The sequence below is a fragment of the Streptococcus sp. 9903 genome (assembly GCF_013276625.1).
Classification (GTDB): Bacteria; Bacillota; Bacilli; order Lactobacillales; family Streptococcaceae; genus Streptococcus.
Genome location: NZ_VMLI01000006.1, coordinates 1 through 22,546 on the forward strand (window position 1 = coordinate 1; position 22,546 = coordinate 22,546).

Below are 22,546 nucleotides of genomic sequence, written 5' to 3' on the forward strand. Positions count from 1 at the left end.
CCCCTGAGAACGGTGATGTCACACCAAGTACTTCAGAATATAAAAATTCGTCTAAATTGACTAATACAAATAACACAAATAAACCAAACGACGTTAATGTTGAAGGTGAGATTCAGACAGGTGATAATTCTCGAACTAACTTGACTGGCAAAAAAGTTTTACCAAACACAGGTGGATCTGACTCAGTTGCTATGAATTTGTTAGGTGCGTTAACACTCACTTCTGTTCTTGGTTTGGCTGCGACTAAACGCAAAACGGAAGATAATTAATCTTTAAAGAGATACCTTTGGGCTCTTTGTCAACTGTAGTGGGTTGAAGAAAAGCTATGATCGAGAAAGGACAAATTTCGTCCTTTCTTTTTTGATGTTCAGAGCGATAAAAATCCGTTTTTTGAAGTTTTCAAAGTTCCGAAAACCAAAGGCATTGCGCTTGATAAGTTTGATAAGATTATTGGTTGCTTCCAGTTTGGCGTTTGAATAGGAGAATTGAAGAGCGTTGACGATTTTCTCTTTGTTCTTTAGAAAGGTTTTAAAGACAGTCTGAAAAAGAGGATGGACCTTCTTTAGATTGTCTTCAATGAGACCGAAAAATTTGTCAGCTTCCTTATTCTGAAAGTGAAAAAGCAAGAGCTGATAGAGCTGATAGTGGTGTTTCAAGTCTTCTGAATAGCTCAAAAGCTTGTCTAGGATTTCTTTATTGGTTAAGTGCATACGAAAAGTAGGGCGATAAAAACGCTTATCACTGAGTTTACGACTATCCTGTTGAATGAGCTTCCAGTAGCGCTTGATAGCCTTGTATTCATGGGATTTTCGCTCAAATTGATTCATGTTTTGTATAAATCTTATAGGACTTTTTTCTATAACAAAATAGGCTCCATAATATCCATAGGGGATTTACCCACTACAAATATTATATAGCTGAAAAGCTAAGCTCTAGAAAGGACAAATTTCTTTCTTTTTATATAGTTTATTTTTTGTTATATAACTTTACTATTATTTCCAAGTTTTTAGTGAAATTTCTCCGCTATTTAGCCAGATTTCTTTTCCGTTATCACATTGAACTAAAAGTTTACCACTTTCAGAGATATCTTTAGCAAGTCTCTTGTAGTCTTTTTGCCCTAGTGTGAAAGTGACTTCTTTTCCAAGAACGAATGACTGTTTTTTGTATAGGTATAATAGCTCTTCTGCTGGTGTTTCGAAGAAAGCACGCCATATTTCGATAATTAATTCATTTCTTGTTATAGGTGCTGGTACTTTAAATAAACTATCAGCTTTTTCTTTTAATTCCTGAGGGAAGTCTTTAATAGTGAAATTGATACCTACTCCAATAATGATATCTGTGACTAAGCCAGTTTCTACAGAGGTCATTGCTTCAGTAAGGATTCCTCCAATTTTATGATTTTTGAGGTAGATATCGTTGACCCATTTTATGTCGACATCTATTAAAGTTAGGTTCTTAATAGCTTTGTAGATAGCTCCAGCTACAAGTAGTGTGTAGGATGCTATTTTGTCATAGTGGACCTCATTTCTAACTCAAACGTCTCATACTTAATTCCACCATAAAAATCCGTTTTAGACTAATTTCCACTTTGGTCATCCAAGTGGAAGTTACTTTGAGAAGTTACCATGGAGATTAAATATCGAAAAATATTGTGAAATCTTTCCTTATATTCCCAAAGTGTGATATAATAGTTTCGAATAAAATAAATAAAGGGGTTTTTGTAACATGGCAAAACTTACTGTTAAAGACGTTGACTTGAAAGGTAAAAAAGTCCTCGTTCGTGTTGACTTCAACGTACCATTGAAAGATGGCGTAATCACTAACGACAACCGTATCACAGCAGCTCTTCCAACTATTAAGTACATCATCGAACAAGGTGGACGTGCAATTCTTTTCTCTCACCTTGGACGTGTGAAAGAAGAAGCTGATAAAGCTGGTAAATCACTTGCTCCTGTAGCAGCAGACTTGGCAGCTAAATTGGGCCAAGACGTTGTTTTCCCAGGTGTTACTCGTGGTGCTGAATTGGAAGCAGCTATCAACGCTCTTGAAGATGGACAAGTTCTCTTGGTTGAAAACACTCGTTACGAAGATGTTGACGGCAAGAAAGAATCTAAAAACGATCCTGAACTTGGTAAATACTGGGCATCACTTGGAGATGGTATCTTCGTAAACGATGCATTCGGTACAGCTCACCGTGCACACGCATCTAACGTTGGTATCTCAGCAAACGTTGAAAAAGCAGTTGCTGGTTTCCTTCTTGAAAACGAAATTGCCTACATCCAAGAAGCAGTTGAAACTCCAGAACGTCCATTCGTGGCTATCCTTGGTGGTTCAAAAGTATCTGACAAGATCGGTGTTATCGAAAACTTGCTTGAAAAAGCTGATAAAGTCCTTATCGGTGGTGGGATGACTTACACATTCTACAAAGCACAAGGTATCGAAATCGGTAACTCACTTGTAGAAGAAGACAAATTGGATGTTGCGAAAGCTCTTCTTGAAAAAGCAAACGGGAAATTGATCTTGCCAGTTGACTCAAAAGAAGCTAACGCATTTGCTGGTTACACTGAAGTGCGTGACACTGAAGGTGAAGCAGTTTCTGAAGGCTTCCTTGGTCTTGACATCGGTCCAAAATCTATCGCTAAATTTGACGAAGCTTTGACTGGTGCCAAAACAGTTGTATGGAACGGACCTATGGGTGTATTTGAAAACCCAGACTTCCAAGCTGGTACAATCGGTGTGATGGACGCTATCGTGAAACAACCAGGCGTTAAATCAATCATCGGTGGTGGTGATTCAGCTGCCGCAGCAATCAACCTTGGACGTGCAGACAAGTTCTCATGGATCTCTACTGGTGGTGGAGCATCAATGGAACTTCTTGAAGGTAAAGTATTGCCAGGTTTGGCTGCACTTACAGAAAAATAATTTCAGCCCGTTAGTCTCTACAAAATCCTGATTTTGTAGAAAAAGGAAGAAAACTGAAACGTTAACAAAAAGGTGGCTATGTCACCTTTTTGTGTTAGTGTAGGTATTTGTGACGCGGTGGTGGGGCATCAATGGAGCTTCTTGAAGGTAATACTCTTCGAAAATCTCTTCAAACCACGTCAACGTCGCCTTGCCGTACTCAAGTACAGCCTGCGGCTAGTTTCCTAGTTTGTTCTTTGATTTTCATTGAGTATAAAGTTCTTCCAGGACTTGCAGCCTTGACAGAAAAATAAGATTAACTAAATGAATCAAAGAAGAGAGGGATGAAAGTTCCTCTTTTCTTTTGCTCAAAATAAAAACGCTTCCTCTCAACTATTCCTCATAAAATCACCCAAATTATGATAAAATGGAAATAGAAAGTTGAGATTATGAGTTATTTTAAAAAATATAAATTCGATAAATCCCAGTTTAAACTTGGTATGCGAACTTTTAAAACAGGTATTGCTGTTTTCCTAGTTCTCTTGATTTTTGGCTTTTTTGGCTGGAAAGGTCTTCAAATTGGTGCTTTGACAGCTGTTTTTAGCCTGAGGGAGAGTTTTGATAAGAGTGTTCATTTTGGGACTTCGCGTATTCTAGGAAATAGTATTGGTGGCCTCTATGCCTTGGTTTTCTTCCTAATAAATAGTTTTTTCCACGAAGCCTTTTGGGTGACCTTGGTAGTTGTTCCAATCTGCACCATGTTAACCATTATGACAAATGTAGCCATGAATAACAAAGCAGGTGTTATTGGCGGTGTAGCAGCCATGTTAATCATTACCCTATCAATTCCGAGTGGAGAAACAATTTTGTACGTATTTGCGCGTGTATCGGAAACTTTTATGGGAGTTTTTGTCGCAATTCTCGTAAATTACGATATCGACCGCATTCGACTCTTTTTAGAGAAGAAAGAAAAATAATGTTACATTTTATAACATTATCAATTGACGTTTGTCTTTTTTTAGACTATAATAGACAGAAAGAAGGAAATTGTAAATGAAGGAAAAAGAATTTCGCCGAAATATGGCTGTTTTTCCTATCGGCAGTGTTATGAAGTTGACCGATCTATCGGCGCGCCAGATTCGTTATTATGAAGATCAAGAGTTGATTAAGCCTGATCGAAACGAAGGGAACCGTCGCATGTATTCCTTGAATGACATGGATCGTCTGCTTGAAATCAAAGATTATATCTCTGAAGGTTATAATATCGCTGCCATTAAGAAAAAATATGCTGAACGTGAAGCGAAATCCAAGAAAGCGGTTAGTCAGACTGAGGTGCGCCGTGCACTTCACAATGAACTCCTCCAACAGGGTCGCTTTGCTTCAGTACAGTCACCTTTTGGTCGCGGTTAGGCAACCGCAAGTAGTCATACATTAAGGAGAAAACTCATGCCAATCACAGCTGCAGATATTCGTCGTGAAGTCAAGGAAAAAAATGTTACCTTTATCCGTCTCATGTTCTCAGATATTTTGGGAACCATGAAAAACGTCGAAATTCCTGCTACAGATGAACAGTTAGATAAAGTCTTGTCAAACAAGGCTATGTTTGATGGATCTTCTATCGAAGGTTTTGTACGTATCAATGAGTCGGATATGTACTTGTACCCAGACTTGGATACATGGACAGTCTTCCCCTGGGGAGATGAAAATGGAAGTGTTGCAGGTTTGATCTGTGATGTCTATACAACAGAAGGTGAACCATTTGCAGGAGACCCTCGTGGCAATTTGAAGCGTGCTCTTCGTCACATGGAGGAAGTAGGATTCAAGTCCTTCAACCTTGGTCCAGAGCCAGAATTCTTCCTATTTAAGTTGGATGAAAATGGAGACCCAACACTTGAAGTGAATGACAAGGGTGGCTACTTTGATTTGGCGCCTACTGACCTTGCGGACAATACACGTCGTGAGATTGTCAATGTCTTGACCAAAATGGGATTTGAAGTAGAAGCAAGTCACCATGAGGTTGCGGTTGGACAGCATGAGATTGATTTCAAGTACGATGAAGTTCTCCGTGCTTGTGATAAGATTCAAATCTTTAAACTTGTTGTTAAAACCATTGCTCGCAAACATGGTCTTTATGCAACCTTTATGGCCAAACCAAAATTTGGTATTGCTGGATCAGGTATGCACTGTAATATGTCCTTGTTTGATACAGAAGGAAACAATGCCTTCTTTGATCCAAATGATCCAAAAGGAATGCAGTTGTCAGAAACAGCCTACCATTTCCTTGGCGGTTTGATCAAACATGCCTACAACTATACTGCCATCATGAACCCAACGGTTAACTCATACAAACGTTTGGTTCCGGGTTATGAAGCGCCTGTTTACATTGCTTGGGCTGGTCGTAACCGTTCGCCACTTGTGCGCGTGCCTGCTTCACGTGGTATGGGAACTCGTCTTGAGTTGCGTTCAGTGGATCCGATGGCAAACCCATACATCGCTATGGCGGTTCTTTTGGAAGTTGGTTTGCATGGTATTGAAAATAAAATCGAAGCGCCAGCTCCTATCGAAGAAAATATCTACATCATGACAGCAGAAGAGCGTAAGGAAGCTGGTATTACAGACCTTCCATCAACTCTTCACAACGCTTTGAAAGCTCTGACTGAAGATGAAGTTGTCAGAGCAGCTCTGGGAGAACATATCTATACTAGTTTCCTTGAAGCCAAGCGAATCGAATGGGCAAGTTATGCAACCTTCGTTTCACAATGGGAAATTGATAATTATTTAGACCTTTACTAATACTAATATAGAAGAAAGATTGCCTGAGGGCGGTCTTTTTTTCTTGTATTTTATATCGAGGTGTGATATATTTTATATAACGAAGTGCGATATATCGAATTTAATAGGAGGTGAATGCAAATGGAATTAACGGATAAGATTCGTCGAGTTTATCTTCCGATGACGGAAACGGGTTTTTATATCTTGTTCTGTCTGCAAAAGGAAGGTCATGGTTATAGTATTACGCAAAAGGTCAAGGAGATGACAGATTCTCAAGTTTCGATTAGTCCTGGGACTATGTATGGAACCTTGTCAAAAATGGAAAAGGATGGTTTGATTTCCTTTGTCCGCGAAGAGGAAAAGCGTAAAATCTATCAGATTACAGACTTGGGACGCAAAGTCTTAGAGATTGAATTGAAACGTATTGAACGACTCTACAGAAATAGTCGGGAGGAAAGATGATGGAAAAGAAAGTTGTTTATCGAATTTTTACAATTGCGGATTATGAGAGGGAGGCTTTATATCTTAGAAAAATGCATGCTAAGGGCTGGAAACTTAGAAAAGTAAGTTATTCTATCTTATTGTTTGCAGTTAAGTATACCTTTGAAAAATGTCAGCCTGAGCAAGTATCTTATCAGTTGGACTTTTATCCCATGAAAAAATCAGATAGAGCCTCCTATTTACAATTATTTAAAGACTGTGGCTGGGAGCATATTACAGACTTTAATGGGTTTTCCTACTTTAGAAAGCTTCATTCTGAAATTGAATCGAATGCAGAATTTGAAATCTATAATGACGCTGCTGGGAAGTTAGCTATGGTCAAACGGATTTTAACGAGGCGGATGCTTCCTATTTTGCTTCTCTTTTTAGCTCTACTACCGGTTTTCTCAAAGTTTGTCAGTGGAGGTAGTTCTTTCAGTTGGGTAGTGTTTTTGATTTTCATAATAGATTGGGTTTTATTGATAGTTTTTGCGATTCAGATTTCTTATATTTTTTGGAGCTTGTTTCAAAAATGGAAAGAATTATCTGACAAATAAAACCATGTATGTTTTCTGATTTGGAGGTAAGGTAATGAATAGCAAAGTACAATTTCGGTTTTTCACCATTGTTGATTTGGACAAGGAAGAAGAATATTTACATGAGATGCATTTGAAAGGTTGGAGGTATAGAACGAGTCGTTTTGGTTTGTTCTATTTTGACCAATGTCAACCAGACGATGTCATCTACTGTATCTATGATTCTAGATTTCTTAAAAAATATAAGCATGAACTGCAAGATTTTAGAAATAGCGGTTGGGAATTGATAGAAGCAGGTTCTTGTTCGGTTCTTCGTAAATCATCTTTTGATTTACTTCCGGAGGATATGAGCAAGGGTCTTAGATGGGAAGTTATGCGATCTAGACTTCGTTCCTGTACAGCTACTTTCTTAGGCGGTCTTGTTGTTTGTATGAGTTTGTTTCGAGAAGAACTGTCGCAACCTTTCTCTGTCATTTTTGTTCTATATGCCTTTATGATTTCTTATCTAATCTATGGTTATTTCAGACTAAAAAGGAAATATCAAGTAGATGGAAGGTGAGTTTCTCGGTCTTCAGACCGATTTTTAGCACTCTTGGCAAAAGAGTGCTAATTTTTTGAGTTTTTATCTTGACATTCTCTTTTAAGGGTGTATAATAGAATCATGAGTTAGCACTTGAGTATGTTGAGTGCTAATCGATCAGACAGAGAGGAGTGATGAGGTGGTTACAGAGCGTCAGCAGGATATTTTAAATCTGATTATTGACATCTTTACCAAAACGCACGAACCTGTCGGATCCAAAGCCTTGCAAGAGTCTATTAACTCTAGCAGTGCAACCATTCGTAATGACATGGCGGCTTTAGAAAAGCAAGGTTTGCTTGAGAAGGCTCATACTTCAAGCGGTCGCATGCCAAGTGTTGCTGGTTTTCAGTACTATGTGAAACACTCACTGGATTTTGACCGACTGGCTGAAAATGAGGTTTACGAGATTGTCAAAGCCTTTGATCAGGAATTCTTCAAATTGGAGGATATTCTGCAAGAGGCTGCTAATCTACTGACAGACTTGAGTGGCTGTACGGTAGTAGCACTGGATGTTGAGCCCAGCAAGCAACGGTTGACAGCCTTTGATATCGTTGTTTTGGGGCAACATACAGCCTTGGCAGTATTCACCCTAGACGAGTCGCGAACGGTTACCAGTCAGTTTCTGATTCCAAGGAACTTTTTGCAGGAGGACTTGCTGAAGCTGAAGAGCATCATTCAGGAACGTTTCCTCGGCCACACCGTTTTAGATATTCACTACAAGATTCGGACGGAGATTCCGCAGATTATCCAGCGTTACTTTACAACAACGGACAATGTTATCGATCTCTTTGAACACATTTTTAAGGAAATGTTCAACGAAAACATTGTAGTGGCGGGCAAGGTAAATCTCTTGAATTTTGCTAATCTGGCAGCTTATCAGTTCTTTGATCAACCGCAAAAGGTGGCTCTGGAGATTCGTGAGGGGATGCATGAGGATCAGATGCAAAATGTCCGAGTTGCGGACAGTCAAGAGTCCTGTCTAGCTGACCTAGCGGTGATTAGTAGCAAGTTCCTCATTCCTTATCGCGGAGTTGGAATTCTAGCCATTATCGGTCCGGTTAATCTGGATTACCAACAGCTAATCAACCAAGTCAATGTGGTCAATCGTGTTTTGACCATGAAGTTGACAGATTTTTACCGCTACCTCAGCAGTAATCATTACGAAGTACATTAAGATTGAAATCATTAAAGGAGGCGAAAATGGCCCAAGATATAAAAAATGAAGAAGTAGAAGAAGTTCAAGAAGAGGAAGTTGTGGAAACGGTAGAAGAAACAACTCCTGAGAAGTCTGAATTGGACTTGGCAAATGAACGTGCAGATGAATTTGAAAACAAATACCTTCGCGCTCATGCAGAAATGCAAAACATTCAACGCCGTGCCAATGAAGAGCGTCAAAACTTGCAACGTTATCGTAGCCAGGATTTGGCAAAAGCGATTCTCCCTTCTTTGGACAACCTTGAGCGTGCACTCGCAGTTGAAGGTTTGACAGATGATGTGAAGAAGGGCTTGGAAATGGTGCAAGAAAGTTTGATTCATGCTTTGAAAGAAGAAGGAATCGAAGAAATCGCAGCTGACGGTGAATTTGACCATAACTACCATATGGCCATCCAAACTCTTCCAGCAGACGATGAACACCCAGCAGATACCATCGCCCAAGTCTTCCAAAAAGGCTACAAACTCCATGACCGCATCCTACGCCCAGCCATGGTAGTGGTGTATAACTAAGATACAAAGCCCGTAAAAAGCTCACAGTAAAAATAGGAGATTGACGAAGTGTTCGATGAACACAAGAAAATCTATCTTTTTTACTCAGAGCTTAGGGCGTGTTCGATTAGGCAATTCTGACGGTAGCTGAAGCAACTTGTCAGAAAACGGCAATCGCTATGGCGTTTGCCTAGCCTCCTTACTAACTCGTCGTCGAAATAAAATCGATTTCGACTCCTCGTGTCGCAATTTACATAATAGAAAACTTGTCCGAAACGACACTAAACTATGAAAGAAAGATAAGAGGCAAGCCGGAGGCTTGCAAGGAAGATATTTCCCACCGTGGTGAAAGTTTCAGTAGCAAAAGCTACTGAAACAGGGGATTTTTGAGACAATAGGCTCAAAAATAAGTGATGAAATCCCGAAGGGAGTTGCTCACGTCCCCACCACTTAAGGGAAATATCAAAAAATCAAAATTCGAATTAAAATTTAAGGAGAAAAACACATGTCTAAAATTATCGGTATTGACTTAGGTACAACAAACTCAGCAGTTGCAGTTCTTGAAGGAACTGAAAGCAAAATCATCGCAAACCCAGAAGGAAACCGCACAACTCCATCTGTAGTCTCATTCAAAAACGGCGAAATCATCGTTGGTGACGCTGCGAAACGTCAAGCAGTCACAAACCCAGATACAGTTATCTCTATTAAATCTAAAATGGGAACTTCTGAAAAAGTTTCTGCTAACGGAAAAGAATACACTCCACAAGAAATCTCAGCTATGATTCTTCAATATTTGAAAGGCTACGCTGAAGACTACCTTGGTGAAAAAGTAACCAAGGCAGTTATCACAGTTCCAGCTTACTTCAACGATGCTCAACGTCAAGCAACAAAAGACGCTGGTAAAATCGCTGGTCTTGAAGTAGAACGTATCGTCAACGAACCAACTGCAGCAGCTCTTGCTTACGGTTTGGATAAGACTGACAAAGAAGAAAAAATCTTGGTATTTGACCTTGGTGGTGGTACATTCGACGTCTCTATCCTTGAATTGGGTGACGGTGTCTTCGACGTATTGTCAACTGCAGGGGACAACAAACTTGGTGGTGATGACTTTGACCAAAAAATCATCGATCACTTGGTAGCAGAATTCAAGAAAGAAAACGGTATTGACTTGTCTACTGACAAGATGGCGATGCAACGTTTGAAAGATGCGGCTGAAAAAGCGAAGAAAGATCTTTCTGGTGTAACTTCAACACAAATCAGCTTGCCATTCATCACTGCAGGTGAGGCTGGACCTCTTCACTTGGAAATGACTTTGACTCGTGCGAAATTTGACGATTTGACTCGTGACCTTGTTGAACGTACAAAAGTTCCAGTTCGTCAAGCCCTTTCAGATGCAGGTTTGAGCTTGTCAGAAATCGACGAAGTTATCCTTGTTGGTGGTTCAACTCGTATCCCAGCCGTTGTCGAAGCTGTTAAGGCTGAAACTGGTAAAGAACCAAACAAATCAGTAAACCCTGATGAAGTAGTTGCTATGGGTGCGGCAATCCAAGGTGGTGTCATCACTGGTGATGTCAAAGACGTTGTCCTTCTTGACGTAACACCATTGTCACTTGGTATTGAAACAATGGGTGGTGTCTTCACAAAACTCATCGACCGCAACACAACAATTCCAACATCTAAATCACAAGTCTTCTCAACTGCGGCAGACAACCAACCAGCCGTTGATATCCACGTTCTTCAAGGTGAACGCCCAATGGCAGCAGATAACAAGACTCTTGGACGTTTCCAATTGACTGATATCCCAGCTGCACCTCGTGGAATTCCTCAAATCGAAGTAACATTTGACATCGATAAGAATGGTATCGTGTCTGTTAAAGCTAAAGACCTTGGAACTCAAAAAGAACAAACAATTGTGATCCAATCGAACTCAGGTTTGACTGACGAAGAAATTGACCGCATGATGAAAGATGCAGAAGCTAACGCTGAAGCAGATAAGAAACGTAAAGAAGAAGTTGACCTTCGTAACGAAGTAGACCAAGCTATCTTCGCAACTGAAAAGACTATCAAGGAAACTGAAGGCAAAGGATTCGACACAGAACGTGAAGCTGCCCAAGCTGCCCTTGATGACCTTAAGAAAGCGCAAGAAGATAACAACTTGGACGACATGAAAGCAAAACTTGAAGCATTGAACGAAAAAGCTCAAGGCCTTGCTGTTAAACTCTACGAACAAGCCGCAGCAGCGCAACAAGCTCAAGCAGGAGCAGAAGGCGCACAAGCAACAGGAAACGCAGGCGATGACGTCGTAGACGGAGAGTTTACGGAAAAATAAGATGCAAAGCCCGTTAAAACCTCACAGTGAAAATAGGAAATCTGACGCAGAAACTTTAGTTTCTAGAAAGATTTGTCTTTTTCACCAAGAGGTTAGGGCGTGCTCGATTCGGTAAGATGTTGAGGCGTTAAGAAAACGAAAGAAAAATAGGAAGCCATCGCCTTGTGCGATGCACAAAAGATGGCTTATCTTTTTTCCGAAGTTTTTAGCCGAAACTCAGTTAAGCCTAACTCGTTAAGAATGACAAATGGCTAAAGAGTTTGTCATTCGACTGCAATCGCTATGGCGACTTGCCTAAACGCCTTACTAGTTCAAAAACAAAGTATAATCGACTTTGTTTTTGAACGTCGTAATGATAGGAAGAAATCCAGAGGTTGCAACCCAGCCTCTGTTTTTCGATAAAAAGGATCTGAACCTGATTTATTTGGGGTTTGTCTTGTCAATATATAAAGAAAGGAATTGAACCCGACCTAAATGGTGGTTCGATTCAGAACATCAATAGAAAGGAACAAGGGTGTTCGTAACTGAACACGGGCTACGGACTGTGCCAAAAAGATAGTTTTTTCTAGGACGCAAGCGTCCGTCGTCAAAACTCCTATTTTGGCTGTGTCCGTTTGACGCCCTTTGTATCTTGAATTATGAACAATACTGAATTTTATGATCGTCTGGGGGTGTCAAAAAACGCTTCGGCAGACGAAATCAAAAAAGCTTATCGTAAGCTTTCGAAAAAATATCACCCAGATATCAATAAGGAGCCTGGTGCTGAGGAAAAGTACAAGGAAGTTCAGGAAGCCTATGAGACTTTGAGTGACGACCAAAAACGTGCTGCCTATGACCAATACGGTGCTGCTGGAGCCAACGGTGGTTTTGGTGGAGCTGGCGGTTTCGATGGGGCAGGAGGCTTCGGTGGGGCAGGAGGCTTCGGTGGTTTTGAGGATATTTTTTCAAGTTTCTTTGGCGGAGGCGGAGCTTCGCGCAATCCAAACGCTCCTCGTCAGGGGGATGACCTCCAGTATCGTGTGAACTTGACCTTTGAAGAAGCTATTTTTGGAGCTGAAAAAGAAGTTAAGTACAACCGTGAAGCTAGCTGTCGTACATGTAATGGTTCTGGTGCTAAGCCAGGAACAAGTCCAGTCACTTGTGGACGCTGTCATGGCGCTGGTGTCATTAACGTTGATACGCAGACTCCGCTTGGTATGATGCGTCGCCAAGTAACCTGTGATGTCTGTCATGGTCGCGGAAAAGAAATCAAAGATCCATGTACAACTTGTCACGGAACAGGTCATGAAAAACAAGCGCATAGCGTACATGTCAAAATCCCTGCTGGTGTGGAAACAGGTCAACAAATTCGCCTAGCAGGTCAAGGTGAAGCAGGATTTAACGGTGGACCTTATGGTGACTTGTATGTAGTAGTTTCTGTGGAAGCTAGCGACAAGTTTGAACGTGAAGGAACGACTATCTTCTACAATCTCAACCTCAACTTTGTCCAAGCAGCTCTTGGTGATACAGTTGATATCCCAACGGTTCACGGTGATGTTGAATTGGTTATCCCAGAGGGAACTCAGACTGGTAAGAAATTCCGTTTACGTGGTAAGGGAGCTCCGAGCCTTCGTGGTGGTGTAGTTGGTGACCAATACGTTACTGTCAATGTCGTAACACCGACAGGCTTGAACGACCGCCAAAAAGCAGCCTTGAAAGAATTCGCAGCTGCGGGTGATTTAAAAGTCAATCCAAAGAAAAAAGGCTTCTTTGACCATATTAAAGATGCTTTTGAAGGAGAATAAAGCAAAAAGAGCTGTCGGGCTCTTTTTACTTTATAGATTTTTTAAGACTTTCCTAAGTAATGACGGACGGTAGCGACCTCCTTCGAAGTTCCATACCTAAACTTTGAACCTAAGTCTTAAAGTTTCCAAACAGCTGAAACCAAGCTGTTTCAGCTGTTTTCATTACGGCAGAAAGTCTTCGATTTAGTTGTGAAATGGTGAATGATACTCTTCAAACCACGTCAGCGTCGGCTTGTCATGGGTATGGTTACTGACTTCGNNCTCAAAACAGTGTTTTGAGTTGACTTCGTCAGTTCTATCCACAACCTTAAAACGGTGTTTTGAGCAGTCTGTGCCTAGCTTTCTAGTTTGCTTTTTGATTTTTATTGAGTATGAGTTACCTAAATTATGATGCATAGTTGATGGGATATATATAGTAGATTGAAATATAATATGAACAAATTGATAAGAGGATTTTAAAGTAATCTCTAACAATGCTTTAGAAACTATGATGTGCTATTCTAAATTCAATTCACTATAACTTGTTTACCTTTTAAAAAAGAGCCGAGTGGCTCTTTTACTTATCTTCAAGTTCCTGTGTTTCTTTAATCACAGCTAGTCTAGTCTGGATATCCTTTTCCACGACCTTAAACTTGTAAGTCAGGTCTTCTTGATATTCCTTGATGAGTTCTTTTTGCTGGTCGATGATTTGCAGGCTGTTTTGGATAATATCCACATCATCCTTGATAGCTTGAACGCGGTCAGTTGTATTCAAGACTTCATCTGTGATGGTTTGGCGATTTTTTGTGACCAGATAACTTCCGGCTGCGGCTCCTGCAAATAGCAGTAGGTTGGATAATTTCATGGTAACTCCTTAGGCGTTTTTGATGGTTTCAGCGACTTGAGCGAGTTTGTCAAAGTCAGGTTCGTGGGCGATAAAATCAATCTTGAGGTCATCGTCCGCACTGTAGCGAGGCACGAGGTGAACGTGGGTATGAAAGACGGTTTGACCTGCGATTTCTTCACAGTTAGCAATGATATTCATACCAGCAGCCTTGGTAGCTTTCATGACTTTTTGAGCTACTTTTGGTACTTGGGCAAAGAGTTGGCTGGCGCTAGTAGCGTTCATTTCCAAAAGATTGCGATAGTGTTCTTTTGGCACGACTAAGGTGTGTCCTGGTGTCACTTGAGAAATATCCAGAAAGGCAAGAACCTGCTCATCTTCATATACTTTTGAAGCAGGAATTTCCCCTGCGATGATTTTACAAAAAATGCAATCTGACATAAAATCTACCTCTACTGTATTGAATTTTGATATAATATAGCTACATTATACCAGATTTGGAGAAAATATGTTAGAAATTAAAAACCTGACAGGTGGCTATGTCCATGTCCCTGTCTTGAAAGATGTGTCTTTTACTGTTGAAAGTGGGCAGCTGGTCGGTTTGATTGGTCTCAATGGTGCTGGGAAATCGACGACAATCAATGAGATTATTGGTCTGTTGACACCTTATAGTGGCTCCATCAATATCAATGGCCTGACCCTGCAAGAAGATGCGACTAGCTATCGCAAGCAAATTGGTTACATTCCTGAGACACCTAGCTTGTATGAGGAATTGACCCTCAGAGAGCATATCGAAACGGTTGCCATGGCTTATGGTATTGAGCAGAAAGTGGCTTTTGATCGAGTAGAACCTTTGTTAAAAATGTTCCGTCTGGACCAGAAATTGGACTGGTTCCCTGTTCATTTTTCAAAAGGGATGAAGCAGAAAGTCATGATTATCTGTGCTTTTGTGGTGGATCCGAGTCTTTTCATCGTGGATGAGCCTTTCCTTGGTCTTGATCCGCTGGCTATTGCAGACTTGATTCAGCTTTTGGAAGTGGAAAAGCAAAAGGGTAAGTCTATTCTCATGAGTACTCACGTGCTGGATTCAGCGGAAAAGATGTGTGATGCCTTTGTTATTCTCCACAAGGGAGAGATGCGTGCCAAAGGCAATCTCCTGCAACTGCGCGAAGCCTTTGATATGCCTGAGGCTAGTTTGAATGATATTTACTTGGCTCTGACCAAAGAGGAGGAGCTATGAAAGACTTGTTTTTAAAGAGAAAGCAGGCTTTTCGTAAGGAGTGTCTTGGTTATCTGCGCTATGTTCTCAATGACCACTTTGTCTTGTTCCTGCTTGTCTTGCTGGGTTTTTTAGCCTACCAGTACAGTCAACTCTTACAACATTTTCCTGAAAATCATTGGCCTATTCTTTTGTTTGTAGGAATTACGTCTGTTTTACTTTTGCTTTGGGGAGGAATTGCCACCTATATGGAGGCTCCAGACAAGCTCTTTCTCTTGGTCGGAGAAGAGGAAATCAAGCTCCATCTCAAGCGTCAAACTGGCATTTCCCTAGTCTTTTGGCTCTTTGTGCAGACCCTTTTCTTGCTGTTATTTACGCCTTTATTTTTAGCAATGGGTTATGGCTTGCCTGTTTTTCTGGTCTATGTGCTTTTATTGGGGGTAGGAAAATATTTCCTCTTTCGTCAAAAGGCCAGCAAATTTTTTACTGAAACTGGACTAGACTGGGATTATGTCATTTCCCAAGAAAGCAAGCGTAAGCAAGTCTTGCTTCGTTTCTTTGCCCTCTTTACGCAGGTCAAGGGGATTTCAAACAGCGTCAAGCGTCGTGCCTATCTGGACTTTATCCTAAAGGCTGTTCAGAAGGCCCCTGGGAAGATTTGGCAAAATCTCTATCTGCGTTCTTATCTACGAAATGGAGACCTCTTTGCGCTCAGTCTCCGTCTTCTCTTGCTTTCCATACTGGCGCAGGTTTTTATCGAGCAAGCTTGGATTGCGACAGCAGTGGTGGTTCTCTTTAACTACCTCTTGCTCTTCCAGTTGCTGGCCCTCTATCATGCCTTTGACTACCAGTATTTGACCCAACTCTTTCCACTGGACAAGGGGCAAAAGGAAAAAGGCTTACAGGCTGTAGTCCGAGGATTGACCATTTTTGTTTTACTTGTGGAATTAGTTGTCGGGTTGATTACCTTCCAAGAAAAACTGGCCCTTCTAGCCTTACTGGGAGCTGGTTTGGTTTTACTAGTCTTGTATTTGCCTTATCAGGTAAAACGTCAGATGCAGGACTAACATTGCCTATATGACACTAAAAAAGAAGTTGAGTTCAGTCTGTCTCAGCTTCTTTTATTTTCTACAGGATAATGGTTGGTCCGTAGAGACTCAACTTGGTCTTGACTTGGTCAAAGTGGAAGCGGTCATAGGCCCGCCAAGCGGCGCGAGTTGGAGCATCTGGATTGAGAGCACTGAGTCCCATGAGAAGGCTGGAAGTCTGGTAAAATTTTTCCAGTTCAATCAAGACTCGATTATCCACTGTCTCAGACTTGGCTAGAAAACCAAGAATAGAGTTTAGCTGCTCCTGAAAGCGGACGTCGTCAGCGCTTGCCTGTTTGCATGCTTGGTAGGCTTTGTTTAAGTCAGTAATCAAAGTCTGAGCTCTTTTGATAGGGTCTGTATCTGTCATGAGAATTCCTCCTTTAATCTTGGTGCCAGTCTTGTTTCTAGCAACTGTGTTTTGATACTGTCAGTTTATCACTTTTATCTCCTTTTTCACCATCAAATCTTTAATTGTTCTTGAAATTTCCTGAATGGTACTGTTAAGATTTTATGATAAAATAGTGGTAAGATTATCATGCTTATTTGAGGAACAAGATACCTTTCAGGAGCGTTAAAGGCCTGTTTAGGATTGGGTGGGCTTGTATCATAGTATTTTTGCTATTCTATTTTTAGGAAGAAATCGAAACAAGGAGAGTAAGAAGATGAGAATATTTGTTTTAGAAGATGATTTTTCCCAACAGACTAGGATTGAAACGACGATTGAGAAACTCTTGAAGGAGCATCATATCACTCCCAGCTCTTTTGAAGTTTTTGGTAAGCCAGACCAGCTGCTGGCAGAGGTGCATGAGAAGGGAGCCCATCAGCTATTCTTTTTGGATATTGAGATTCGAAATGAGGAGATGAAGGGTCTGGAAGTGGCTAGAAAGATTCGGGATCGGGATCCTTATGCCCTGATTGTCTTTGTGACGACTCACTCGGAGTTTATGCCCCTGTCCTTTCGCTACCAAGTGTCTGCTTTGGACTATATTGATAAGGCCTTGTCAGCTGAGGAGTTTGAGTCTCGGATCGAGACAGCCCTCCTCTATGCCAATAGTCAAGATAGTAAGAGTCTGGCGGAAGATTGCTTTTACTTTAAATCAAAATTTGCCCAATTTCAGTATCCTTTTCAAGAGGTTTACTATCTCGAAACATCGCCCAGAGCCCATCGTGTTATTCTCTATACCAAGACAGACAGATTGGAATTTACAGCGAGTTTAGAGGAGGTTTTCAAGCAGGAACCCCGTCTCTTGCAGTGCCATCGCTCTTTTCTCATCAATCCTGCCAATGTAGTTCGTTTGGATAAGAAAGAAAAACTCCTTTTCTTTCCCAATGGGGGAAGCTGTATGATAGCGCGTTATAAGGTCAGGGAAGTATCTGAGGCTATCAATAACTTACATTGAGTGAGGTGCTGGAATGGAATTAGTTTGGAAGATAGTATATGTGTTTTTGATATCTGGATTGGAATTGTTTATATTTTTTAAGGTGGATGGAATTGTTCTAACTCTGGAGAGAGTTTTTAAGTCCTTTCTTTTTAAGCTACTTTTAGCAGTTGTTTTTGTAACGATTAGCTATATAGTAGGAAATACTTACCTATCTTATTTTATGGAACCCTTGTACGGCATTGGTTTATCTTTCTTATTGTTAAGAGGGCTTCCTAAAAAACTACTCTTCTTTTATGGTCTCTTTCCAATGATGTTGGTGAATCTTTTTTTCAGGGTAGTCTCCTATTTTGTGCTTCCATTTTTGGGGCAAGGGCATGTGTATGATGACCGCTCTTTTATTTGGTTATGTATAAAAATTTTCATTTGCTTTATTTCTCTAGCCTTTTTGAAATGGTTAGACTATGATTTTACTAGTTTGAGAAGGGAGATTCTCGATAAAGGTTTTCAAAAGTCCCTGACTAAGATTAACTGGATAATGGGGGCTTACTATCTAGTGATGCAAAGTCTGTCTTATTTTGAAAATGTACAAGGTATTCAATCAACGACTGTTCGCCATCTGATTCTAGTGTTTTACCTACTCTTTTTTATGGGGATTATCAAGAAGCTGGATACCTATTTGAAGGACAAACTCCATGAGAGACTGGACCAAGAACAGGCCTTGCGCTACAGAGATATGGAACGCTATAGTCGGCATATAGAGGAACTTTACAAGGAAGTACGGAGTTTTCGCCATGACTACACCAACCTCTTGACCAGTTTACGTCTGGGCATTGAAGAGGAGGATATGGAGCAGATAAAAGAGGTCTACGACTCTGTCTTAAAGGATTCTAGTGAAAAATTGCAGGACAATAAATATGACCTGGGCCGATTGGTGAATATTCGTGATAAAGCCCTCAAAAGTCTCCTAGCAGGAAAGTTTTTAAAAGCCAGAGATAAGAACATTGTCTTTAATGTAGAAGTTCCAGAGGAGATTCAGGTAGAGGGGATGAGTCTACTTGATTTTCTAACCATTGTGTCTATCCTTTGTGACAACGCTATTGAAGCCAGTGCAGAGGCTAGTCAACCTCATGTTTCAATCGCCTTTTTAAAAAATGGGGCACAGGAGACCTTTATCATCGAAAATGCCATCAAAGAAGAGGGTATAGACATTTCTGAGATTTTCTCCTTTGGAGCCAGTTCTAAAGGGGAGGAGAGAGGAGTTGGTCTCTATACCGTTATGAAGATTGTGGCAAGTCATCCTAATACCAGTCTAAATACCACCTGCCAAAATCAAGTCTTTCGTCAGGTTTTAACAGTTCACTCGATGTCAGTTGATGATTAGAAGACTTGTGGAAAGAAGTACTGCCTGCAGTCATCAATTAAAATGCCATAGTATATGAGGTACCCTATATGAATAAGAAATCCTTTTTTATCATCTGTTCTACGTTGATCATAGCATCGAATCTTCTCATGCTTTCCGTTGTGAACAAGGGAGAAGAAACAGGGAGCAATCTGTTTGTGATTGCTATAGCCTGTGTTTTATTACCAGCATTTTTATATGCGGTTGAAAATCAACTGACTTCATTGGTAAGAGTAGAATCAATACTCCTGATTCAGTTGACAGTTATATCCCTACTCCGTCTTATCAACAGAATAGGGAGTACGCCTGAAATCCTCAACATTATCATTACCCTTATCGCTTTGGCAAGTGGGACAGCTGCTATCCTTGTTGCGATCATGAGAATATATGAGAACAGACGGAAGTAAGGCTGAATAGCTTTCGATGTATTTTCACATTGTTAAATTCCCCTAGGGCAAGTATGTTTTTCATGCTTGCTTTTTAAATTTTTTACAATTCAAGATGTTTTGATGACCATTTGTGATTTGGATGGAAAATTTTAAAAAATAGTAGTATACTAACCTTATTAAGGTTGTAATAGGACGAAAGTAAAAAGAGGTATTCCTCGTGAATGCAAAAACAATGTTACAATTGGCTATTATGCTTGCTTAAAGACTTGAGCTTGTGTACTTGGAGGTAATTATGGATTTCAAAAGTTTTCTTATTGTTTTTGTTGTTGGTATGTTTGTTTCTTTTATTACTTCTTTAATTAGGGAAAAATTTTTAAAATCTCCAAAGAAGAATAAAGATAGATCTAATTAGATAAAGAGATTTTTTATCGCTAGTTTAATCTACAGGGGAGTTTCTTTAATATTGTTTCGCCTGTCAAAATGATATGTGATAGCAGGATAAAAAATCTACAAATTAAGTTGGTATCAATATGGTGTAAAGGGCAAGTATGTTTTTCATGCTTGCTTTTTAAATTTTTAACAATTCAAGATGTTTTGATGACCATTCGTGATTTGAGTGTTCCAAGGATAAAACGAGTGATATACTAACAGTGTAAAGGTTCTAGTTCAACAAACATTTAGGAGGAAATCTTATGAAGAAAAAAATACTTGTCATTTTCATCTTGTATCTAATCATGTCCATCTTTCTATATCCGCTTAGGGAGAGTGCTTGGTATCAGCTATTTTATACCATAGCCTATGTGATTGCAGTTATGATCTATTTTGCTATCAATAAAAAGAAAGGAGCAAAGAAATGAAAACTTTTCTTGCTAAAAAACGGAATATCTTCCTTACGAGACTGTTCCTAGGCCAGTTGCCTTTGCTTGTCTCTACTTATCTATTTCTATCTCGTCAGTTTTTAAATTTTTCCTTGGTTTTCCAATTTCTTTTAGTGATTATTAACTTAGCTTCCATTTTGGTCACTGTTTACCTCACTAGGGAAATGAGGATAAGAGAGTTTGAAGATGATGATTTGGTTAGTCCTAGAACCAATCAACTCATGTTTATCGGCTTGACAGGTTTTATGTCTATTATTTGTTTGTATAGAGGTATCACAGCTGGAGAATTCTATCAACAATTAATTGCATATATTGGCGCCATTCTCTGCTTGCTTATCATGCTTCTGCTCATTTGGGGCTTGAAGTATTATAAAAAGTAGAGGAAGAGCTTTCTTCTTAATATGGAACTAGTCTATAGTCTGACAAGAGGAGGTCATCATGTATAAACACTTATTTTTCCTAGATTCAAAAACCTTAGACTGGTTGACGCCCTATATTCTAGTCTTGGCTTCTGACACCATTGCCTTTAATGTTTTTGTGCTAACTTTTGTGTCTGCGGTGGTCTTTAATTTCCTGAATCCTATGCTAGCTTTAATGGCTATCTTCTTAGGGGCTGGTTATGTGGTCGGATTTTGGTTACTCAAATGGTTTGTTTTGGAAAGACTAGATCTAAAGAATGACGTGTAGGAAGTCTGTTTGGTGAGGAGGATAGCTTTATGGCCATTTTCAATAAGTGTCATGCCTTGTTTTAGGGATTTTTAGTATTTGCAATCATTGGTACAGTGGGATATTCCGTCAATCAAGGGGATTATTTTCAACACCAGTACACATTCATTATTATAAAGAGTCTCTTGCTTTTCCTTAGTTTTGGCTATGCGAAATGGTTTGACATGATTTCTTTTGGGATGTTAAGCAGGAAACAACTCTTGCTGTTCATTGGAATTTTTCTTCTCACTGTGCTTGTAAGTATTAGCTATCATGCTTTTTTCTCAGTTGTTTCTGGTGCTTCGGTTCAACACCTTGAGGAAGCTAGTAAAGGACTTTCGCTTTCTTTTATTGTTAGTGCTACAGTTTTGGCACCTATCCAGGAGGAATTCATGTTTAGAGGGCTTCTTCAAGGTGCAGTTTTTGATAATTCTTGGCTGGGGCTTGTACTGACTTCCTCTCTCTTTTCTTTCATGCATGAACCTTATGATGTCCCTTCGTTTTTCTATTATCTACTTGGAGGCTTGTTGCTGGGCTTTGCTTATAAAAAGAGCCAAAACCTATGGGTTTCTACTCTAGTCCATATGTTTTACAACAGTTTGCAACTCTTAACTTATATTTAATGAAAATCAAAGAGCAAACTAGGAAACTAGCCGCAGGTTGCTCAAAACAGTGTTTTAAGGTTGTGGATAGAACTGACGAAGTCAGCTCAAAACATGGTTTTGAGGTTGTAGATGAAACTGACGAAGTCAGTCACATATATAATCCAAGGCGACGTTGACGAGTATAAAATGGTTTGTTTTGGAAAGGTTAGAGCTAAAGGATGACTTGTAGGGAAGTCTGTTTGTTGAGGAGGATAGTTTTATGGAGTTTTTTGATAAATTTCATGCCTTGTGCTTTGGATTTTTAGTACTACTAATCGTTATTACAGTTCCTTATACGATTAACCACGGGGATTTTTTTCAAAATGAATCTGAATTGATTATTGTAAGTCTTCTAGTAACCTCGCTGAGTGTTGCTTATGCTAGAAAGTTTGAAATGATTTCTTTTGGGATGTTAAGCAAGAAACAACTTTTACTTTTCATTGCAATCTTTCTTCTAAGTGTACTTGAGACGCTGGTTTATATTCATTTCTTCGCTATTTCTTCTGGCGCAGGAGTTCAACACTTGGCGGAAGTCAGCAGAGGAATTTCTCTGTCTTTGATTTTGACTTCCTCAGTTTTTGGACCCATCCAGGAGGAACTCATTTTCAGAGGACTTCTTCAAGGTGCGGTTTTTGACAATTCTTGGTTAGGGCTTGTGCTAACTTCCTCTCTCTTTTCTTTCATGCATGGACCTTCTAATGTCCCTTCGTTTATTTTTTATCTACTTGGGGGCTTGTTGCTGGGCTTTGCTTATAAAAAGAGCCAAAACTTATGGGTTTCTACTCTAGTCCACATGTTTTACAACAGTTGGCCACTCTTATATTATTTATAAAAATTATGAAAAGGTAAGTAGGAGATTGTGCTTACCTTTTTCTTTCTATAATGATAACCCAACCCAACCCAGAGGCTTTTCTTTGAGAATCGGGTGTG

General features: G+C 39.9%; 27 protein-coding genes and 2 pseudogenes. 24 read left to right on the forward strand and 5 right to left on the reverse strand.

What is annotated here, in order from left to right:
• On the forward strand, positions 1–269 hold a 269-nt coding region (locus HT696_RS10640), incomplete at its 5' end, for an LPXTG cell wall anchor domain-containing protein (protein WP_240150240.1).
• A gap of 54 nt (positions 270–323) precedes the next feature.
• On the opposite strand, the pseudogene HT696_RS03130 reads toward HT696_RS10640, so the two are convergent.
• Both HT696_RS03130 and HT696_RS03135 read right to left on the reverse strand, forming a co-directional pair.
• A pseudogene (locus tag HT696_RS03130) lies at positions 324–842 on the reverse strand (transposase); the annotation flags it as partial.
• Between the two features lie 150 nt (positions 843–992).
• Positions 993–1,514, reverse strand: a pseudogene (locus HT696_RS03135) (biotin--[acetyl-CoA-carboxylase] ligase); the annotation flags it as partial.
• Positions 1,515–1,725: 211 nt separating this feature from the next.
• On the opposite strand from HT696_RS03135, the gene HT696_RS03140 reads away from it, so the two are divergent.
• The 12 genes from HT696_RS03140 (at position 1,726) to dnaJ (ending at position 13,086) form a co-directional block, all read left to right on the forward strand.
• On the forward strand, positions 1,726–2,922 hold the full coding sequence (locus tag HT696_RS03140; RefSeq protein ID WP_001096743.1) for a phosphoglycerate kinase: 1,197 nt from the start codon (positions 1,726–1,728) through the stop codon (positions 2,920–2,922).
• A gap of 131 nt (positions 2,923–3,053) precedes the next feature.
• The gene (locus tag HT696_RS03145) at positions 3,054–3,215 is read left to right on the forward strand and encodes a hypothetical protein (protein ID WP_173229513.1); all 162 of its coding nucleotides are present in this window, start codon (positions 3,054–3,056) and stop codon (positions 3,213–3,215) included.
• 135 nt (positions 3,216–3,350) lie between these two features.
• On the forward strand, positions 3,351–3,878 hold the full coding sequence (locus HT696_RS03150; RefSeq protein ID WP_000119914.1) for an aromatic acid exporter family protein: 528 nt from the start codon (positions 3,351–3,353) through the stop codon (positions 3,876–3,878).
• Positions 3,879–3,954: 76 nt separating this feature from the next.
• The gene (glnR, locus tag HT696_RS03155) at positions 3,955–4,311 is read left to right on the forward strand and encodes a transcriptional repressor GlnR (RefSeq protein ID WP_000659547.1); all 357 of its coding nucleotides are present in this window, start codon (positions 3,955–3,957) and stop codon (positions 4,309–4,311) included.
• A 36-nt stretch (positions 4,312–4,347) separates the two neighbouring features.
• Complete coding sequence (gene glnA / locus HT696_RS03160; protein ID WP_173253095.1) at positions 4,348–5,694, forward strand: type I glutamate--ammonia ligase; 1,347 nt, start codon at positions 4,348–4,350, stop codon at positions 5,692–5,694.
• 120 nt (positions 5,695–5,814) lie between these two features.
• On the forward strand, positions 5,815–6,135 hold the full coding sequence (locus HT696_RS03165; RefSeq protein ID WP_173253096.1) for a PadR family transcriptional regulator: 321 nt from the start codon (positions 5,815–5,817) through the stop codon (positions 6,133–6,135).
• The gene (locus tag HT696_RS10885; protein WP_173219846.1) at positions 6,135–6,710 is read left to right on the forward strand and encodes a DUF2812 domain-containing protein; all 576 of its coding nucleotides are present in this window, start codon (positions 6,135–6,137) and stop codon (positions 6,708–6,710) included. Before HT696_RS03165 ends, HT696_RS10885 begins: the two co-directional genes overlap by 1 nt.
• 34 nt (positions 6,711–6,744) lie before the next feature.
• Positions 6,745–7,248, forward strand: coding sequence for a DUF2812 domain-containing protein (locus HT696_RS03175; RefSeq protein ID WP_112444458.1), 504 nt, complete (start codon positions 6,745–6,747; stop codon positions 7,246–7,248).
• 160 nt (positions 7,249–7,408) lie between these two features.
• Positions 7,409–8,443, forward strand: a complete 1,035-nt coding sequence (gene hrcA / locus HT696_RS03180; RefSeq protein ID WP_173219761.1) for a heat-inducible transcriptional repressor HrcA — start codon at positions 7,409–7,411, stop codon at positions 8,441–8,443.
• 26 nt (positions 8,444–8,469) lie between these two features.
• Positions 8,470–8,994 carry a nucleotide exchange factor GrpE gene (gene grpE, locus HT696_RS03185; RefSeq protein ID WP_000046038.1) on the forward strand — a complete coding sequence of 175 codons (525 nt, stop codon included), beginning with the start codon at positions 8,470–8,472 and terminating at the stop codon, positions 8,992–8,994.
• Positions 8,995–9,478: 484 nt separating this feature from the next.
• Positions 9,479–11,302 carry a molecular chaperone DnaK gene (dnaK, locus tag HT696_RS03190; protein WP_173219764.1) on the forward strand — a complete coding sequence of 608 codons (1,824 nt, stop codon included), beginning with the start codon at positions 9,479–9,481 and terminating at the stop codon, positions 11,300–11,302.
• A gap of 638 nt (positions 11,303–11,940) precedes the next feature.
• Positions 11,941–13,086 carry a molecular chaperone DnaJ gene (dnaJ, locus tag HT696_RS03195; RefSeq protein WP_173219767.1) on the forward strand — a complete coding sequence of 382 codons (1,146 nt, stop codon included), beginning with the start codon at positions 11,941–11,943 and terminating at the stop codon, positions 13,084–13,086.
• A 556-nt stretch (positions 13,087–13,642) separates the two neighbouring features.
• On the opposite strand, the gene HT696_RS03200 is transcribed toward dnaJ, so the two are convergent.
• The gene (locus tag HT696_RS03200) at positions 13,643–13,930 is read right to left on the reverse strand and encodes a hypothetical protein (protein WP_173219770.1); all 288 of its coding nucleotides are present in this window, start codon (positions 13,928–13,930) and stop codon (positions 13,643–13,645) included.
• Between the two features lie 9 nt (positions 13,931–13,939).
• Positions 13,940–14,350, reverse strand: a complete 411-nt coding sequence (locus tag HT696_RS03205) for an HIT family protein (RefSeq protein WP_050275810.1) — start codon at positions 14,348–14,350, stop codon at positions 13,940–13,942.
• Between the two features lie 67 nt (positions 14,351–14,417).
• On the opposite strand from HT696_RS03205, the gene HT696_RS03210 reads away from it, so the two are divergent.
• Positions 14,418–15,149 carry an ABC transporter ATP-binding protein gene (locus HT696_RS03210; protein ID WP_049521290.1) on the forward strand — a complete coding sequence of 244 codons (732 nt, stop codon included), beginning with the start codon at positions 14,418–14,420 and terminating at the stop codon, positions 15,147–15,149.
• Positions 15,146–16,195: an ABC transporter permease gene (locus HT696_RS03215; RefSeq protein WP_173219774.1), complete on the forward strand. Its 1,050-nt coding sequence runs from the start codon at positions 15,146–15,148 to the stop codon at positions 16,193–16,195. Before HT696_RS03210 ends, HT696_RS03215 begins: the two co-directional genes overlap by 4 nt.
• A 61-nt stretch (positions 16,196–16,256) precedes the next feature.
• On the opposite strand, the gene HT696_RS03220 is transcribed toward HT696_RS03215, so the two are convergent.
• Positions 16,257–16,586 carry a helicase BlpT gene (locus HT696_RS03220; protein WP_173219777.1) on the reverse strand — a complete coding sequence of 110 codons (330 nt, stop codon included), beginning with the start codon at positions 16,584–16,586 and terminating at the stop codon, positions 16,257–16,259.
• 295 nt (positions 16,587–16,881) lie between these two features.
• Between HT696_RS03220 and HT696_RS03225 the strand changes: the two genes are divergently transcribed.
• The 9 genes from HT696_RS03225 to HT696_RS03260 all read left to right on the forward strand — a co-directional run bounded on the left by HT696_RS03225 (position 16,882) and on the right by HT696_RS03260 (position 22,448).
• Complete coding sequence (locus tag HT696_RS03225; protein WP_173226104.1) at positions 16,882–17,619, forward strand: response regulator transcription factor; 738 nt, start codon at positions 16,882–16,884, stop codon at positions 17,617–17,619.
• Between the two features lie 13 nt (positions 17,620–17,632).
• Positions 17,633–18,982 carry a sensor histidine kinase gene (locus tag HT696_RS03230; protein WP_173253100.1) on the forward strand — a complete coding sequence of 450 codons (1,350 nt, stop codon included), beginning with the start codon at positions 17,633–17,635 and terminating at the stop codon, positions 18,980–18,982.
• Positions 18,983–19,050: 68 nt separating this feature from the next.
• On the forward strand, positions 19,051–19,407 hold the full coding sequence (locus HT696_RS03235) for a hypothetical protein (protein ID WP_173219785.1): 357 nt from the start codon (positions 19,051–19,053) through the stop codon (positions 19,405–19,407).
• Positions 19,408–19,681: 274 nt separating this feature from the next.
• Positions 19,682–19,801 carry a PncF family bacteriocin immunity protein gene (locus tag HT696_RS10650; protein WP_004269601.1) on the forward strand — a complete coding sequence of 40 codons (120 nt, stop codon included), beginning with the start codon at positions 19,682–19,684 and terminating at the stop codon, positions 19,799–19,801.
• Positions 19,802–20,081: 280 nt separating this feature from the next.
• Complete coding sequence (locus tag HT696_RS03240; protein WP_166728134.1) at positions 20,082–20,246, forward strand: hypothetical protein; 165 nt, start codon at positions 20,082–20,084, stop codon at positions 20,244–20,246.
• Positions 20,243–20,647 (forward strand): immunity protein, encoded by a 405-nt coding sequence (locus HT696_RS03245; protein ID WP_166728133.1) that lies wholly within the window; start codon positions 20,243–20,245, stop codon positions 20,645–20,647. The genes HT696_RS03240 and HT696_RS03245 overlap by 4 nt, the downstream gene beginning before the upstream one ends.
• A gap of 58 nt (positions 20,648–20,705) precedes the next feature.
• On the forward strand, positions 20,706–20,954 hold the full coding sequence (gene blpZ / locus HT696_RS03250) for an immunity protein BlpZ (protein ID WP_166728132.1): 249 nt from the start codon (positions 20,706–20,708) through the stop codon (positions 20,952–20,954).
• A gap of 83 nt (positions 20,955–21,037) precedes the next feature.
• Positions 21,038–21,595: a type II CAAX endopeptidase family protein gene (locus HT696_RS03255; RefSeq protein ID WP_341774926.1), complete on the forward strand. Its 558-nt coding sequence runs from the start codon at positions 21,038–21,040 to the stop codon at positions 21,593–21,595.
• 241 nt (positions 21,596–21,836) lie between these two features.
• Entirely contained in the window at positions 21,837–22,448 is a 612-nt protein-coding gene (locus HT696_RS03260) for a type II CAAX endopeptidase family protein (RefSeq protein ID WP_173282607.1), read from the forward strand.
• Positions 22,449–22,546 lie beyond the last annotated feature (98 nt).